This window comes from Lentzea aerocolonigenes, assembly GCF_000974445.1.
GTDB classification, from domain to species: Bacteria; Actinomycetota; Actinomycetes; order Mycobacteriales; family Pseudonocardiaceae; genus Lentzea; species Lentzea aerocolonigenes.
The window spans coordinates 77,067-91,459 of the sequence record NZ_BBOJ01000025.1 but is presented as its reverse complement, the minus strand read 5'-3'; the positions used below and the strand labels follow the sequence as shown (position 1 = coordinate 91,459).

The following is a 14,393-nucleotide window of genomic DNA, read 5'->3' as shown; positions in this document are numbered from 1 at the left end:
TGGACCATGGACACGAAGCCGATCTCGCGGATGGCTCGACGGGCGTTTCCCGGCCGCAACCAGCTCGCCGCACCAGGTGATCGGCTCGAAGGTGCTGCCCTCGTTCTGGCCGTGCTGATCGCGCTGCTCGCCGTACCGGTGGCCGCAGCGACCGGATCGGAGTGGTACGCGACGCAGAAGGTCCAGGCGGCGAGCGAACAACAGAACCGGCACCGAGCCGAGGCGGTGCTGATCGAGGACGCGCCTCAGTTGGTCGGAGCCGCTGGACGCGGCAGGACGGCGGAGTCCCCGCGGGTGCCGGCGACGTGGCGAGCGTCCGACGGGACGGAGCGGCACGGCACGGTGCAGGCGAACTACGACACCAAGGCGGGGACCACCGTCCCGATCTGGATCGACCGCAGTGGTGCCCTGGCCAAGGCGCCCCTCACGGCAGAAGGTGTTGCCTTCAACGCGATCACGATCGCGGTGCTGCTCTGGACCGCGGTGGCGGTCGTGATGATCCTGCTCTACTTGGTCGTGCGGTCCGTGCACCAGAGGATCCGCCTGCGCCGCTGGGCACGGGAGTGGGAGCGGATCGCACCCGGCTGGACATCGCGTTGACCGCCCCACCGCAGGCCGGCGGGCCGGACGTGATCACGCGGCTCGCCTGGATCGACCGGCTGAGGATCGCTGTCATCGCCGGTGTTGTCGTCGTGCACGTGGCCACCGCGTACCTGTCGGACCTGGCGGGGTGGTACTACGAGGAGCGGACGACTTCCGCGTTGGTGACGGAGGTCGCGGGTCTGCCGCTGGCCCTCGGCGCGGTTTACGGCCTCGCACCGTTGTTCCTGATCTCGGGCCGGCTCGCGCGCCTCTCGGTTTCCCGGCACGGTGCGATGTCGTTCCTGAGGACACGGGTGCTCCGGCTGGGTGTGCCCGCGTTGGTGTTCCTGCTGTTCCTCGATCCGTTCACGGACTGGCTGGGCGGCACCGGGAGAACGCTGGGAAGCCACCTCGCCGACCCGTTCGGCGAGCGCGACTTCGGTCCGATGTGGTTCGTGGTCGCCCTGCTGGTGTTCTCGGCGCTGTACGCGCTGGTGCCGTTGCCGCGCACGAAGATCAGCGCCCGCCCCGTCGTGGTGCTCGCCGCGGTCATCGCGGCGGCGGACCTGGCGTTGTGGCAACGGGTGGGGTACGCGAGTCCGACGTTGTGGAACCTGCAGCTGGCGCATTGGCCACAGGCAGCGGGGATGTTCGCGCTCGGCGCGATGGTGGATCTGGGCACCGTTCCACGGCGCTTCGCCCGGTTCTGTGCATGGGTGGCGTTGGCGATGGTCGTCACGCTCAGCGCCACGTGGGCGCTGACTCTGACCGACGACGGGCCACGCGCGATCACCGGTGGATGGCACTGGAGCGTGGTGGCTTTCGCCCTGCTGGACGGCGTGATCGCGATCCTCGTCTCGATCTGGCTGGTGTGGTGGTTCGCCTCGCGTTGGAACGGTGTGGCGGGCAGGGTGACCGTTCGAGCGGCACGAGGTTCTTACGCGGCCTACGTGCTGCATCCGCTTGTACTGGTGCTGTTGTCGCTCACCGCGCGGCCGCTGCCCTGGCCGCCGGAGGCGAAGTTCGTGCTGGTCGCGGCCATCGGCGTGCCGGTCTGCTTCGTGGTCGGACACCTGGCGACGCTGGTACCGGGCGTGAACCGCGTGGTGTGAGGACCGGCCGGTGATCTGGCGTCGGCTGCTCATGGCCGTTTTCACCGTCGCAGTCGCGTGACCGTCAGACGCTGTTCAGCCCGGCTGGGAAGAACAGGGCGGAGGTGGCCACGCCCGCGGCGACGGTGACGACGACCCAGGCGAACGCGCGGTGCAGGGTGGTTGCGGGCAGCCGCCTGGCCAGGCGCCCGGTGATCACGGCGGCGAGCAGTGCCGCGCCCGCGAACACCGCCGTGATGCCGGGGTCGACGTGCGCGCCGGCGAGGCCGTGGGCGGTGAGGCCGGCCAGCGCGGTGATGGTGATGACGACCAGTGAGGTGGCGACGGCTTCGGCGGCGGTCAGGCCGAGCAGCACGGTCAGCACCGGCACGATGACGAACCCGCCACCGACGCCGAACAGCCCGGTCAGCACTCCGACCACGGCTCCGGCGGCGAGTGCTTTGGGTAGGCAGCTTCGCCAGTTCACCTTCCCGCTGCGCGTGCGGCACGCTCCGCCCGAATCGGAGGGGGCGGCGAACATGCGCGCCGCCACCCCCGCCATCAGCACGCTGAAGGCGAGCAGTGACCAGCGCTCGGGGATCAGGCGTCCGAGAGCGGTGCCCGCGAAGGCAGCGGGGATGCTCGTCGCGGCGAACACCAGTGCCACCGGCCAGCGAACGGTCCCGGTGCGCAAACGGACGGCCAGGCCACCCAGCGCGGACGCCGCGACCACGACCAGGGAGGTCGGGATGGCGGTGGCGAGCGGCATGCCGACGCCGTAGACCAGCGCGGGCACGGCGAGGATCGAGCCACCGGCGCCGAGTGTGCCCAGCACGGCGCCGATGACCAGTCCGAAGAGCGCTGCCGGCAGCATCAGACCGCCATGGGCAGACCGGCCTGCCCGGCCCGGTCGAACTCGTCGTCGATCGCGACCACGCGATGGCCCGCGGCGGCGAGCACGGAGGCGGCGATGGAGGCGCGGTAGCCGGACTTGCAGTGCACCCACACCTCGCCCGGTGGCACCTCGTCGAGGCGGTGCAGCAGGTCGTGCAGCGGCACGTGCACGGCACCGGCGACGTGCGCGTCCGCCCATTCGAGTTCGCGCCGGACGTCGAGGACGGTGACCGGGCGGTGGTGCCGCACGTCGGCGAGATCGGCGAAGCTCGCGCGTGGGAACGCCCCCAGAGGTGCTGTGCCGGACCACTCTTCGGGGGTCCCGGTCGCGGAGGACTCGATGCGGTCGATGCCGATGCGCACGAGTTCTCGCTGTGCTTCCGCGACCTGCTCGGCACTGCTCCCGAGCAGGGAAACGGGTGTACCCCAAGGGATCAGCCAGCCCAGATAGGTGGCGAAGCTGCCGTCCAGACCGAAGTTCAGACTGCCGACGACATGTCCTGCCGCGAACGCCGTGCGAGAGCGCAGATCCACGACCCACTCACCCGCGTCGATGCGTGCGCGCAGCTCCGCCGGATCGGCTGTCTTCGGCTCGACGAGGGTGACGGCGTCCGGTCCCGCCGTGTTGGCGGGCCCCATGTGGGCGTAGTAGGCGGGGAAGGCGTCGAGGCCGGCGACCAGAGCATCCACGTAGGACTTCTCATCGCCGGTCAGCGCGGGGTTGGTCTTCTTCTCCCTGCCGATGGTCGATCGTTCGCCTTCGGACTGGGTGGCGGAGCAGAAACTGCCGAACCCGTGTGTCGGGAACACCTCGGCGTCGTCGGGCAGCAGGTCGGCCAACCGGTGCGCGGAGGCGTACTGCGCTCGCACCAGCTCGTCCGTGTGGTCCGGGCCGAGCAGGTCGGGGCGGCCGGTGGAGCCGAACAACAGGGATCCGCCGGTGAACACCGCCGATGCGCGATCAGGCGTCTCGAGCACGTAGGACAGGTGGGTGAACGTGTGTCCTGGCGTGGCAACGGCGCGCACCCGCATCTCGGAACCCACCTGCACGACCTGGCCGTCGTGGATCGGGGTGTGGTCGAACGTCACGGGGTCGGCCGCGTTGACGTGGTACGCCGCGCCGGTGGCGCGGGCGAGCGCGAGTCCGCCGGTGACGTAGTCGTTGTGGATGTGCGTCTCGAAGACATCGGTGATCCGCGCCCCGTGCTGCTCGGCGAGGGCGATCACCCGGTCGATGTCGCGTTGGGGATCGACGACGAACGCGACGGAGCCGTCGCTCACGAGGTAGCTGCGGTCACCCAGGCTCGGCGTGTCGATGGGGACGATGTGCGTCATTGTCTCCTCCAAGTACCCCCAGGGGTATCTGAACCCACCATAGCGCGTCCGCTTGACTACCCCCAGGGGTATGTGGGCAAACTGACCAGGTACCCCTGGGGGTATGCTGGAAGAACGCTGTGAGACGAAGGGATCCACCATGTGTCAACGAGTCACGTGCTCGCGCTGTGGCAAGCCGACTTACGAGGGCTGCGGGAATCACGTGGAGCAAGTGCTGGGTGACGTGCCGCGTGCACAGCGTTGCTCCTGCGCGGCACAGCCCCGGCAGGGCAGGTCGTGGTGGCCGTTCGGGCGTCGCTGACCGCGAACGCACCAGGAGGACTCGGCGATCTTGCGGCGGCGTTCGGCCACGTGGCCGGCCAGATCGTGCAGGACCTCACCGAGCTCTCCGAGGCGGAGGCTGCCGCGTTGTCGTTGCAGCGTCGGGAGATCGACCTCGCCGAGGTGGCCAGGGCGGCAGTCGAGGCGCACCTCCGCGTGGCCGGTCTGGAGGTGCACACCAGGCTCGCGACCGATTTCGCGATCAGCCTGCCGTGGTGACCTGTGAGGTCAGCGAGTCCAGTGCGGCTCGAAGGCGCTTGCCGGCCTCCTCGGCGACCGGCCGCAGCTCCTCCCGCCCGGTCAGCTCGGTCATCACGTTGGGGTCGAGTGCCTGCACGAGAGTGCCTCTGTTGTCAGCGCGAACGACGACGTTGCACGGGAGCAGCAGGCCGATCGTCCGGTCGCTCTCCAGCGCCCGGTGTGCCAGCGGTGGGTTGCACGCGCCGAGGATCACATACGGCTCGACCTCGGCGTCGAGCTTCTCCCGCATGGTCGCCCGGACGTCGATCTCGGTCAGCACACCGAAACCCTGCTCTTTCAGCGCCGCGCGGACGGCGGGCACGGCGTCCTCGTAGGACAGGTCGAGCGTGATGGTCAGGTCGTACTTCACGGTCGTGGGTCCTCTCAGCGGCGTGGTTGGGCGGTGGCGCGCACCTGGTCCATGTCGAGCTCACCGATCTTGGTGATCAGCTGCTCGAGTGCGGCAGCGGGAAGTGCGCCGGGCTGTGCGTAGACGACGACGCCGTCGCGGATGGCCATCAGCGTCGGGATCGACGAGATGCCGAACGCCTGGGCGAGTTCCGTCTCGGTCTCGGTGTTCACCTTGCCGAACGTGATGTCGCCGTGCCGGGTCGAGGCCTGCTCGAAGACCGGGGCGAACATCCAGCACGGGCCGCACCACGACGCCCAGAAGTCGACCAGGACGGTGCCCGGCCGGCTCGCGATCTCGTTGAAGTTGGTTCTGTTCAGTTCGATCGTGGCCACATCGGTCTCCTTCTCAGTCGGTGGTGGCACGCGCGATCAGGGCCGCACCCAGCTCGGCCGCCTCGGCGGGGTTCAAGCTGATCCACTCGCTGTGGTCCTCCGGTTGTCCGGACGAGACCCGCACGGTCACCCAGCGGATCGGTGTCGCGGGAATTGCCGCGTGGCTCACGACGATGCGGCGACCGCATCTGGTCGTGATCACCTTTGCCTCGCCGTCGTCGTTCATCTCCGGCCTCCGGTTGCATACCCCCGCGGGTATTTGTTCCAGCGCCGCGGGCCGGCCGGTTGTTCCTGGGCTCAGGTACCCTGGGGGGTACCGAAGGAGGTAGCGGTGGAGCTGAACGAAGACGTCCTCGCGGATGTGGTCAAGCGGCTGCGGCGAGTCCAGGGCCAGGTCGGCGGTCTCGTGCAGATGATCGAGTCCGGCCGGGACTGCAAGGACGTGATCACGCAGCTGGCCGCCGCGTCGAGAGCGCTGGACCGGGCAGGTTTCAAACTGATCGCCAGCGGACTGGAGAAGTGCGTCTCGGACGACTCCGAGCAGGCGGTGGCCGACCGGGCTCAACTGGAGAAGCTCTTCCTGGCACTGGCCTGATCCGGTCGCGGAGTCGGCGGACCGACCGGTGGCAGCACAAACCACCGTGTTGTCGGCGGCCTCCGCGGGTGCGAGCGCGGCCGGCATGAGAACGGCTGCCGTCAGCACTGAGCCTCGTGACGGTGCTCGGCCGGGGCGGGCAGCAACAGCCGCCACGTTCAGACGGTTCAGCGTCCCCCGCGCCGTAGCGGTGCTTCGCGCGTCGTTCAGGTGTTGCTGCGGTAAAGCCGTTCATAGGCGGCTTTGGCGCGTGCGTCGGCTTCAGCGTGTCTGGCCCGGCGGGTCTGCTCGCCGAGGCCACGCGCGAACCCCTGTTTGACCAGGCGTTGCTCGGTGGTGTGCCACATGTAGGTCATGGAGTAGAAGTAGCCGACGAACATGCCGAGCAGGATCGACAGGATCCTGATGTAGAGCGGGCCCGGCAGCAGGAGCAGCAGCAGGATCGGCGACATCTGGAAGAAGGCGCGGATGAAGTGCCGCACCGCCCAGGTGCGGCACGTGACGTCGTGCAGGACCCACGGGTTGCATCGCTGAGGGAGTCGCCCGCCCACCGCGTACCACAGCCATTGGAACGGGTTGGGTCTGGTTCCGCGCAGTGTCACAGGGTGGCGCCTTCCTCGGCTGCTCGGCGGACGGCCGCCAGGATCTTGCGGTTCGGCACGCCTTTGATCACGTACTCGACGACGCCGAGCTCGCGGAGTTCGGTCTCGGACGGCGCGTCGATGAAGCCGCACAACGCGACGACCTTCACCGCGGGTGTCTTCTGATGGATGCGGCGGATGGCGTGCAGGCCGTCGCCGGGCAGATGGACGTCCACGACGGCGACCTCGGGCTCGTGCTGTTGGGCCAGGCGGATCGCGTCGTCCGCTGAGCCCGCGACGGCGACGACATCGATGTCAGCCGCGTCGCGAAGGACCTCCCGGAGCGTGTCGCGGAACAACGACGATCCGTCGGCGACGAGAACTCGCAGCTGGGCGGGAGTTCCGGGCACGGGCTTGGTCCTGTCGAGTTGTGTTGTTTCGGACTTGCTAAGGTTAGCAAGTGTTGAAGCGTGCGACCAGGTGACGGGTGACGCGTGAGCGGGAAGGGGTGCGCGGATGAGCAAGCCGCTGTACCAGCTCAAGGCGGAGTTCTTCAAAACGCTCGGGCATCCGGCGCGGATCCGGGTGCTGGAGCTGCTGAGCCTGCGTGAGCACGCGGTCGCGGAGATGGTGCCGCAGGTGGGCGTCGAACCCGCGAACCTGTCGCAGCAGCTCGCGGTGCTGCGCCGGGCCGGCCTGGTCGCCACCCGGAAGGAAGGCGCGGCCGTCCACTACTCGCTGACCAGCCCGCACGTGGCCGAGTTGCTGGTCGCGGCGCGCCTGATCCTGTCGGGGGTGCTGTCCGGGCAGGCCGAGCTGCTCGAGGATCTCCGCGCCACGAGTCCGCCGGTGTCGCGCACCGGTTGAGCCGCGGTCACCCCGTGTCCCTCCCCCGACGGCGGGGTGACCGCACCTGCTTCTCTGATCCGACCGACTCCATCGCGGGAGCGAGATCGTGCTGAGTCTGTGGCGCAAGATCCTCCGGACCGGGCGAGTGGCTGAACCTCCGCCGCCGCTGCCGGAGGGCGACCGGCCCGAGGGGGCGGCGGTGCTGGGCGGGTCGGTGCAGATCCGGCACGTCGACGCGGGGTCGTGCAACGGGTGCGAGATCGAGATCGGGTCGGCGTTCGGGCCGGTCCACGACGGCGAGCGGTACGGAGCGCGGCTGGTGGCCTCGCCGCGGCACGCCGACGCGTTGCTGGTGACCGGGGTCGTGACGCGGAACATGGCCGAGCCGTTGCGGCGGACGTTCGACGCCGTGCCCGCACCGAAGCTGGTCGTGGCGGTCGGGGACTGCGCCCGCAACTGCGGGGTGTTCGCAGGCGCCTACGGGGTGGCTGGTGCCGTGCGCGACGTCGTGCCGGTCGACGTGGAGATCCCGGGCTGTCCGCCGCGGCCCGAGGCGATCGTCGAAGGACTGCGAAAGCTGACCGGCCGATGAACCTCTCCGCGACGGGAATGGCCGCGGCCGTGGCCGTCGGACTGGTGACGGCGCTGCTGGCCGTGATCCGCGCGCGGACGGCGGTGATCGGTGCGGGCACCGCGCTGACGGGCGCGGCCGCGGTGTTCGCGGGTGCCGCGGCGCTGGCCGGTGGATCGTTTTCCCTTGTTCTGCCTGGAGTGTTGCCACTGTCGGGCGTGGCGCTGACGCTCGATCCGCTGGGCGGGTTGTTCGTGGCCGTGACCGGTGGCGTCGCGGTGGCGACGGGGATCTACGCGGTGTCCTACGCGGACACTCCGGATCTGCGGGCACGCGGCGTGCAGGTGGCGTTGCCCGTGTTCGTCGTGGCGATGGTGCTGGTGCCGGCGGCGGCGAACGTGGCCACGTTGCTGGTGTGCTGGGAGCTGATGGCGCTGGCGTCGCTGGTGCTGGTGGTCGCCGAGCACCGGCGCGGCCCGCAGGTGGCGTCGGCGGGCCGGTGGTACGCGGTGATGACGCACCTGGGGTTCATGTCGGTCCTGATTGGACTGATGGTGTTCGTCGCGCACGCTCCGGACGACTCGTTCACCGCGTTGCGCGAGGCGGGACGGCATCTGTCGCCGGCGGTGGCGGGCGTGGTGTTCGTGGCGGCGCTGGCGGGTTTCGGGTCGAAGGCGGGCATCGTGCCGTTACACGCGTGGCTGCCGCGGGCGCACCCGGAGGCACCGAGTCACGTGTCGGCGTTGATGTCGGCGGCGATGGTGAACCTGGGCGTCTACGGGCTGGTGCGGGTCGGGGTCGATCTGCTCGGTGGCGGTGCGGCGTGGTGGTGGCTGCTGGTGCTCGCGCTGGGCGCGCTGTCGGCGGTGTACGGGATCCTGCAGGCCGCGATGAGCTCGGACCTGAAGCGACTGCTGGGTCAGTCGACGACCGAGAACATGGGCCTGGTGCTCATCGGAGTCGGTGCGGCAGGGTTGTTCGCCTCCTTCGGTGATCACACCCTGGCGGCACTGGCGTTGACCGCGGCGCTGCTGCACGTGGTCGGGCACGCGGCGTTCAAGACGTTGCTGTTCCTCGCGGCGGGATCGGTGCTGCACGCGACCGGTAGCCGTGATCTGGACGCGCTGGGCGGGTTGCGGCCGGTGATGCCGGTGACCACGGCGGCGTTCGGGCTGGGGGCGCTGGCGGCGTCGGCGTTACCGCCTGGGACGGCGTTCGTGTCGGAGTGGCTGTTGCTGCAGGCGTTGATCCACGGTCTGCCCGCGGGCGGGGTGACGGCGGCGATCGCGATGCCGGTCGCGGTGGCGGCGGTGGCGCTCACCGCCGGCTTGGCGGTGGCCACGTTCGTGAAGGCGTTCGGGGTCGGGTTCCTGGCCAGACCGCGCAGCGACGCCGCGTCGAACGCGCACGAAAGCCCGTTCACGATGCTCGCCGGAATGGGCGTCGCGGCGGTGGTCTGCGTGGTGCTCGCGCTGTGGCCGGCCGGGATCCTGCCCGCGGTCCAGGCCGCGGCCGGTGGGGTCGCAGTGTCCGGTGACGTGACACTGCGGCTGGATCAGGCCACGGGCGCGTTGTCACCGCTCCTGCTGACCCTCGGGCTCGTCGCCGCTGTGATCGTGGTGGCCGGCGTGGTCCGGGCCGTCGTCGCACGGCGAGTGCGCCGGGAAGCGCGGTTGTGGGACTGCGGCGGGGGACCGATGTCGGCGCGGATGGAGTACACGGCGACGTCGTTCGCGGAGCCGTTGCAGCGGGTCTTCGACGACGTGGTGCAGCCGGAGCTGGACGTGGACGTGTCGCACCACCAGGAGTCCCGCTATCTCGTGCAGGCCGTGGAGTACCGGCGGAAGATGCCCGACCGGATCGAGCGGCGTCTCTACCGGCCGGTGCTGAGTGTGATCACCGCGTGGGGCGAGGCCGGGCGTGTGCTCGCGCCGGGGAGCGTGCACCGCTACCTCGGCTACGGCTTCTACGCGGTGTGCGGCGTGCTGATCCTGTTGGCGGTGACGCGATGAGCGCGCTCGGGGTGGTCGGCGGAGTGGTGCAGCCGGTGCTGATCGTTGCCGGTTCGCCGTTGCTGGTCGGGCTCATGCGGCAGGTGCGGGCCCGGCTGGAGGGACGCGCCGGTGCGGGTGCCGGGCAGCCGTGGCGTGACCTGCGCAAGTTGCTGCGCAAGGAGCGGATCGCGCCGCGCGGCACGAGCGAGGTGTTCCGGTTCGCACCGCTGGTGCTGGTGGCCACGACGCTGGTGGTCGCGGTCGTGGTGCCGTTCATCGCCACGGAGTCCGCGCTGGACCCGGTGGCGGACCTGTTCGCGGTGGTGGCGCTGCTGGCACTGGGCGCGGTGGCGCTCGCGCTGGCGGGCCTGGACACCGGCACCGCGTTCGGCGGGATGGGCGCGAGCCGGGAGATGACGATCCTGGCCCTGGTCGAGCCCACCCTGCTGGTGGCGATCTTCGCGCTCTCGGTGCGGGTCGGGTCGACCAACCTGGGCGCGATCGTCTCGTCGACGCTGCACGACCCGGCGCGGGTGATCTCGCCGGCGAGCCTGCTGGCCGCGGTCGCGCTGATCGTGGTGATCGTGGCGGAGACGGGGAGGATCCCGGTGGACAACCCGTCGACGCACCTCGAGCTCACGATGGTCCACGAGGCGATGGTGCTGGAGTATGCGGGCCCTGATCTGGCGTTGGTGGAACTGGCGTCCGCCATGCGGCTGTCGGTGTTCCTCGGGTTGCTGGCGAACCTGTTCGCACCGTGGGGAATCGCTACCGAGGCCACCCCGCTGGCGGTGCTGATCGGAGTGCTGGCCCTGGTCGTGAAGGTCGGTGTGCTGGGCGGGCTGCTCGCGGCCGCCGAGGTGTTCGTCGCCAAGCTGCGGCTGTTCCGGGTGCCCGAGCTGCTCGCCGGATCGTTCCTGCTCGCGCTGCTGGCCGTCGCGGCGTCGTTCTTCCTCGTTTGAACTCCTCTTGGGCCTGAAAGGGGAACCGTGGAGCCCTTGTACCTGGCTTGCGGAGCCTTGCTGCTGACCGCGGTGCTGGTGTTGTGGCGCCGCGAGCTCTCGGTGATCATCCGGGTGTTCGCACTGCAGGGCGCGGCACTCGCCGTGCTCGTGGGAGTGCTTGCGGCACAGGAGAACTCCGCTGAGCTGTGGGCCGTCGCCGCCGGGGTGCTCGTGCTGCGCGCGGGCGTGTTGCCGTACTTGTTGCGCCGGGCGCTGGCGGGCGCGGGGGAGGCGCAGCGCGAGACCAGGCCGTTGGTGAACGTCTCGGCGTCGTTGCTGGCCGCCGCTGTGTTGACGCTGCTGGCCTACGCGGTGTCGCAGCCGCTGGTGGAGCTGGCGCCGTCGGCGGCGACTCAGGCGATCCCGGTCGGCGTGACGGTGGTGCTGATCGGGTTCTTCGTACTGGTCACCCGGCGGCGAGCGCTGTCGCAGCTGGTCGGGTTCCTGTTGATGGACAACGGGATCACCGCGGTCGGCTTCCTCACCACCACGGGTGTCGGCCTCGTGGTGGAGCTGGGCGTCTCGCTGGACGTGCTGCTGGCCGTGCTGGTTCTGCAGGTGCTCACGACCCGGATGCGGGAGACCTTCGGCGGCACCGACCTCGACGAACTGAGGGAGTTGCGCGACTGATGACTCTGCTCGTTCCCATAGGGGTGCCCGTGTTCGGTGCGCTCGTCCATCTCGTCTTCGGATGGCGCCGCGCCACCACCTGGGTCAGCGCCGGATCCGCGGGTGTCGTGCTGGCCGCCGCGGTCGCGCTGGCCGTGCAGGTGAGCCGATCCGGCCCGGTGAGCACGGTGGCCGGGCTGCTGCGCGCCGACGCGTTGTCGGCGTTCATGGTGCTGGTGATCGGTGCGGTCGGGTTGATCGCGACCGCCGCGACACCCGCGTACTTCCGCGGCGAGATCGAGGCGGGCAGGGCAACGGTCCGCACGGCCGCGCGGCACAGCCTGCTCGTGCAGCTGTTCCTCGCCACGATGGCGCTCGCGGTGCTCGCCGCGAACCTCGGTGTGGTGTGGGTGGCGGTCGAGGCCACCACGATCGTCACCGCGTTCCTCGTCGGGCAGCGCCGCACCCGCGCCTCGGTGGAGGCGGCGTGGAAGTACGTGGTGATCTGCTCCACCGGGATCGCCCTCGCGCTGCTGGGCACCATCGTGCTCAACTTCGCCGCTGCGCACGCTCCCGGCCCCGCGGGGCTGGATCTCGCCACGCTCGCCGCGCACGCGCCGGGGCTCGATCCCGGCGTGACTCGGATCGCGGTGGTGTTGCTGGTGCTCGGGTTCGGCACCAAGGCAGGCTTGGCGCCGTTGCACGCGTGGTTGCCCGACGCGCATTCCCAGGCCCCGGCGCCGGTGTCGGCGCTGATGTCCGGAGTGCTGCTGTCGGTGGCGTTCTACGCGATCCTGCGCGTCAAGGTGATCAGTGACGGTGCGTTGGGCCCCGGGTTCGCCCGCACCCTGCTCGTGGTGATGGCGCTGGCCTCGCTCGCGCTGGCCGCGTCGTTGCTGATCGGACAGCGCGACTACAAACGGATGCTGGCCTACTCGAGCATCGAACACCTCGGCCTGGTCGCTTTCGGCGCTGCGATCGGCAGCCCTCTGGCACTGACCGCGGCGCTGCTGCACGTCCTCGGACACGGGCTGGCCAAGGCGGTCCTCTTCCTCAGCGCGGGCCGCATCCTGCAGCTCACCGGAACCAGTCGGATCGAGGGGGTTAGCGGCCTGGTCGCCCGCCACCCCGCGGTGGCCACGACGTTCGGGTTCGGTGTGCTCGCCCTGATCGGCCTGCCCCCGTTCAGCCTGTTCGCGAGCGAGCTCGGCATCGCCCGCGCAGGTTTCACCGCCGGTCTCGGCTGGTTCACCGCTGCCGCGCTGCTGCTGGTGCTGGTGATCGCCGCCGCGCTGATCTCCCGCACCAGCCGGATGCTGCTCGGAGCACCGTCCACCTCGGACACTCGGGTCGCATCGCCTGTTCCGGTCGCTCTGGCCGGCGGGCTGCTCGCCTGTGCCGTGCTCGGCATCTTCGCCGGGCCACTGCCCGTCCTGCTCGACCTGGCCACCCAGCCTCTGGCGGTGACTCGATGATCACGAGAACCCTCACCTCGGCGCAGCTGCCCGGCCAGGCCGCTTCCCTGCTGGAGGAGGGTTTCCGGCTCGCGCTGGTCGCCGGTCACGACGACGGGGACCGGTTGCGCGCGGTGTACCTGTTCACCGCCGCCGCGCCGGACCGCAGGGTCGAGCTGCACGTGCCGCTCGACCAGGACACCCCGGAAGTGCCGAGCCTGGCCGGGTTGTCGTTCGCCGCCGGACGGTTCGAACGAGAGATGCACGACCTGTTCGGCATCGTGCCCACCGGCCACCCGCTGCCGCAACGACTGGTGCGCCACTTCCACTGGCCCCGAGGCTGGTATCCCATGCTCACGGAGGCGGGCGACCCGCCCGAGTTCGGCAGCGTCGACGGCCCGTACCCGTTCCGCACGGTCGAAGGTCCTGGCGTGTACGAGATCCCGGTCGGCCCGGTGCACGCCGGCATGATCGGCCCAGGCCACTTCCGCTTCTCCGTGGTCGGCGAGACGATCCTCAACCTCAAGGCCCGCCTCTGGTTCGTCCACCGAGGACTCGAAAAGCTGTTCCACGGGCGCACCCCGGGGGAGGGGATCGAACTCGCGGAACGGGTCAGCGGCGACACCACCGTCGGTCACACCCTCGCGTACTGCCTGGCGGTCGAGGACGCTCATCGGTGGCCGGTACCTGAGGACGCGCAACGCATCCGCGCGATCCTGCTGGAGCTCGAACGCCTCTACAACCACATCACCGACATCGGCGCCCTGTGCAACGACGTCGCCTACGGCGTGCTCAACGCCCACTGCCAACGCGTCCGCGAACGTCTCCTGCGCCTCAACGACACCGTCACCGGACACCGGCTGCTGCGCGACGCCGTCCACCCCGGTGGCGCCACGATCACCGCCCTGCCCGACCCGCGGGTGCTGGCCGCCGTCGGGGCCGACGCCGCCGAGATCGTCGACCTGGCCCTGTCGAACACCGTGGTCGCCGACCGGTTCACCGGCACCGCACCGCTGGGGCGCGACCAGGCCGCCGACCTCGGCACGCTCGGCGTCGTCGCGCGCGCGAGCGGCCTGGACGTCGACGCCCGGCACGACCACCCGTTCCTGTCCGCGGAGTTCCCGCGCACCAGGCACTCCCGCACCGACGGTGACGTGCTGTCGCGCTTCCTCGTGCGCGCAGAGGAGATCACGACGTCCATCGCCATGATCACCAGCCTCGCCGACATGCTCGGCGGCCGCACCACCGCGACAGGGCCGGTCACCAGCGGCACAGGTGGCTCCGGGGTCGGCATCGTCGAGGGCTGGCGCGGCACGATCGTGCACCGCGTCGAGCTGACCGGCGACGGGCGGCTGAGCCGGGTGAAGATCGTGGACCCGAGCTTCTTCAACTGGCCCGCGCTGCCGGTCGCGCTGGCCGACACGATCGTTCCCGACTTCCCGTTGACCAACAAGAGCTTCAACCTGTCGTACGCCGGCAACGACCTGTAGTGACGCTGCACCCAAAGAGTTGCATAGTTCTTTAAGTCC

19 protein-coding genes are annotated in these 14,393 nt (G+C 70.2%); 12 read left to right on the top strand and 7 right to left on the bottom strand.

Translation table 11 applies throughout. The features are described from left to right. Positions 1-6 precede the first annotated feature (6 nt). On the top strand, positions 7-600 hold the full coding sequence (locus AOM45_RS52000) for an Rv1733c family protein (RefSeq protein WP_030469904.1): 594 nt from the start codon (positions 7-9) through the stop codon (positions 598-600). After that, complete coding sequence (locus AOM45_RS39780; protein ID WP_030469905.1) at positions 564-1,694, top strand: acyltransferase family protein; 1,131 nt, start codon at positions 564-566, stop codon at positions 1,692-1,694. Before AOM45_RS52000 ends, AOM45_RS39780 begins: the two co-directional genes overlap by 37 nt. Positions 1,695-1,758: 64 nt before the next feature. Here the strand turns inward: AOM45_RS39780 and AOM45_RS39775 are convergent, their stop codons facing one another. Beyond that, positions 1,759-2,547, bottom strand: a complete 789-nt coding sequence (locus AOM45_RS39775) for a sulfite exporter TauE/SafE family protein (RefSeq protein WP_030469906.1) — start codon at positions 2,545-2,547, stop codon at positions 1,759-1,761. Then, on the bottom strand, positions 2,547-3,902 hold the full coding sequence (locus AOM45_RS39770) for an MBL fold metallo-hydrolase (protein ID WP_030469907.1): 1,356 nt from the start codon (positions 3,900-3,902) through the stop codon (positions 2,547-2,549). The genes AOM45_RS39775 and AOM45_RS39770 overlap by 1 nt, the downstream gene beginning before the upstream one ends. Positions 3,903-4,005: 103 nt before the next feature. Here AOM45_RS39770 and AOM45_RS54110 point away from each other — a divergent pair, with 103 nt between their 5' ends. Beyond that, the gene (locus AOM45_RS54110; RefSeq protein ID WP_081902361.1) at positions 4,006-4,203 is read left to right on the top strand and encodes a DUF8730 family Cys-rich protein; all 198 of its coding nucleotides are present in this window, start codon (positions 4,006-4,008) and stop codon (positions 4,201-4,203) included. Continuing rightward, positions 4,182-4,442 (top strand): hypothetical protein, encoded by a 261-nt coding sequence (locus AOM45_RS39765; RefSeq protein ID WP_081902362.1) that lies wholly within the window; start codon positions 4,182-4,184, stop codon positions 4,440-4,442. The genes AOM45_RS54110 and AOM45_RS39765 overlap by 22 nt, the downstream gene beginning before the upstream one ends. On the opposite strand, the gene AOM45_RS39760 is transcribed toward AOM45_RS39765, so the two are convergent. From AOM45_RS39760 to AOM45_RS39750, 3 genes are read right to left on the bottom strand one after another with little or no spacing between them, the layout of a single operon-like run. Beyond that, complete coding sequence (locus AOM45_RS39760) at positions 4,426-4,833, bottom strand: DUF302 domain-containing protein (protein WP_030469909.1); 408 nt, start codon at positions 4,831-4,833, stop codon at positions 4,426-4,428. The two genes, AOM45_RS39765 and AOM45_RS39760, sit on opposite strands and share 17 nt — an antisense overlap. A gap of 14 nt (positions 4,834-4,847) precedes the next feature. Then, entirely contained in the window at positions 4,848-5,207 is a 360-nt protein-coding gene (trxA, locus tag AOM45_RS39755) for a thioredoxin (RefSeq protein ID WP_030469910.1), read from the bottom strand. A 13-nt stretch (positions 5,208-5,220) separates the two neighbouring features. Then, entirely contained in the window at positions 5,221-5,433 is a 213-nt protein-coding gene (locus AOM45_RS39750) for a hypothetical protein (RefSeq protein WP_030469911.1), read from the bottom strand. A 105-nt stretch (positions 5,434-5,538) separates the two neighbouring features. Here AOM45_RS39750 and AOM45_RS39745 point away from each other — a divergent pair, with 105 nt between their 5' ends. Continuing rightward, entirely contained in the window at positions 5,539-5,802 is a 264-nt protein-coding gene (locus AOM45_RS39745) for a metal-sensitive transcriptional regulator (protein ID WP_030469912.1), read from the top strand. Between the two features lie 206 nt (positions 5,803-6,008). Here AOM45_RS39745 and AOM45_RS39740 read toward each other — a convergent pair whose 3' ends face one another. Together AOM45_RS39740 and AOM45_RS51995 are read right to left on the bottom strand one after the other, a co-directional pair. Beyond that, entirely contained in the window at positions 6,009-6,404 is a 396-nt protein-coding gene (locus AOM45_RS39740; protein WP_051784062.1) for a DUF5313 family protein, read from the bottom strand. Then, on the bottom strand, positions 6,401-6,793 hold the full coding sequence (locus AOM45_RS51995) for a response regulator (protein ID WP_030469914.1): 393 nt from the start codon (positions 6,791-6,793) through the stop codon (positions 6,401-6,403). The genes AOM45_RS39740 and AOM45_RS51995 overlap by 4 nt, the downstream gene beginning before the upstream one ends. Before the next feature lie 106 nt (positions 6,794-6,899). Between AOM45_RS51995 and AOM45_RS39730 the strand changes: the two genes are divergently transcribed. From AOM45_RS39730 to AOM45_RS39700, 7 genes are all read left to right on the top strand, one after another. Then, complete coding sequence (locus tag AOM45_RS39730) at positions 6,900-7,250, top strand: ArsR/SmtB family transcription factor (protein ID WP_030469915.1); 351 nt, start codon at positions 6,900-6,902, stop codon at positions 7,248-7,250. A gap of 88 nt (positions 7,251-7,338) precedes the next feature. Then, entirely contained in the window at positions 7,339-7,824 is a 486-nt protein-coding gene (locus tag AOM45_RS39725; protein WP_201780159.1) for an NADH-quinone oxidoreductase subunit B family protein, read from the top strand. Further along, positions 7,821-9,815: a proton-conducting transporter transmembrane domain-containing protein gene (locus AOM45_RS39720; RefSeq protein ID WP_030469917.1), complete on the top strand. Its 1,995-nt coding sequence runs from the start codon at positions 7,821-7,823 to the stop codon at positions 9,813-9,815. Before AOM45_RS39725 ends, AOM45_RS39720 begins: the two co-directional genes overlap by 4 nt. Further along, on the top strand, positions 9,812-10,759 hold the full coding sequence (locus AOM45_RS39715; RefSeq protein WP_030469918.1) for a respiratory chain complex I subunit 1 family protein: 948 nt from the start codon (positions 9,812-9,814) through the stop codon (positions 10,757-10,759). Before AOM45_RS39720 ends, AOM45_RS39715 begins: the two co-directional genes overlap by 4 nt. Before the next feature lie 27 nt (positions 10,760-10,786). Continuing rightward, entirely contained in the window at positions 10,787-11,431 is a 645-nt protein-coding gene (locus AOM45_RS39710) for a hypothetical protein (protein ID WP_030469984.1), read from the top strand. Next, complete coding sequence (locus AOM45_RS39705) at positions 11,431-12,885, top strand: proton-conducting transporter transmembrane domain-containing protein (protein WP_035911620.1); 1,455 nt, start codon at positions 11,431-11,433, stop codon at positions 12,883-12,885. The genes AOM45_RS39710 and AOM45_RS39705 overlap by 1 nt, the downstream gene beginning before the upstream one ends. Next, positions 12,882-14,354 carry a hydrogenase large subunit gene (locus tag AOM45_RS39700; RefSeq protein WP_030469920.1) on the top strand — a complete coding sequence of 491 codons (1,473 nt, stop codon included), beginning with the start codon at positions 12,882-12,884 and terminating at the stop codon, positions 14,352-14,354. Before AOM45_RS39705 ends, AOM45_RS39700 begins: the two co-directional genes overlap by 4 nt. Positions 14,355-14,393: the final 39 nt, after the last annotated feature.

What these genes read in the sequence shown, in the direction of transcription:
- AOM45_RS52000 (WP_030469904.1), top strand. Translation starts at nt 7, where the DNA reads ATGGACACGAAGCCGATCTCGCGGATGGCTCGACGGGCGTTTCCCGGC.
- AOM45_RS39775 (WP_030469906.1), bottom strand. Translation starts at nt 2,547, where the DNA reads ATGCTGCCGGCAGCGCTCTTCGGACTGGTCATCGGCGCCGTGCTGGGC.
- AOM45_RS39770 (WP_030469907.1), bottom strand. Translation starts at nt 3,902, where the DNA reads ATGACGCACATCGTCCCCATCGACACGCCGAGCCTGGGTGACCGCAGC.
- AOM45_RS54110 (WP_081902361.1), top strand. Translation starts at nt 4,006, where the DNA reads ATGCTGGAAGAACGCTGTGAGACGAAGGGATCCACCATGTGTCAACGA.
- AOM45_RS39750 (WP_030469911.1), bottom strand. Translation starts at nt 5,433, where the DNA reads ATGAACGACGACGGCGAGGCAAAGGTGATCACGACCAGATGCGGTCGC.
- AOM45_RS39730 (WP_030469915.1), top strand. Translation starts at nt 6,900, where the DNA reads ATGAGCAAGCCGCTGTACCAGCTCAAGGCGGAGTTCTTCAAAACGCTC.
- AOM45_RS39720 (WP_030469917.1), top strand. Translation starts at nt 7,821, where the DNA reads ATGAACCTCTCCGCGACGGGAATGGCCGCGGCCGTGGCCGTCGGACTG.
- AOM45_RS39715 (WP_030469918.1), top strand. Translation starts at nt 9,812, where the DNA reads ATGAGCGCGCTCGGGGTGGTCGGCGGAGTGGTGCAGCCGGTGCTGATC.
- AOM45_RS39705 (WP_035911620.1), top strand. Translation starts at nt 11,431, where the DNA reads ATGACTCTGCTCGTTCCCATAGGGGTGCCCGTGTTCGGTGCGCTCGTC.
- AOM45_RS39700 (WP_030469920.1), top strand. Translation starts at nt 12,882, where the DNA reads ATGATCACGAGAACCCTCACCTCGGCGCAGCTGCCCGGCCAGGCCGCT.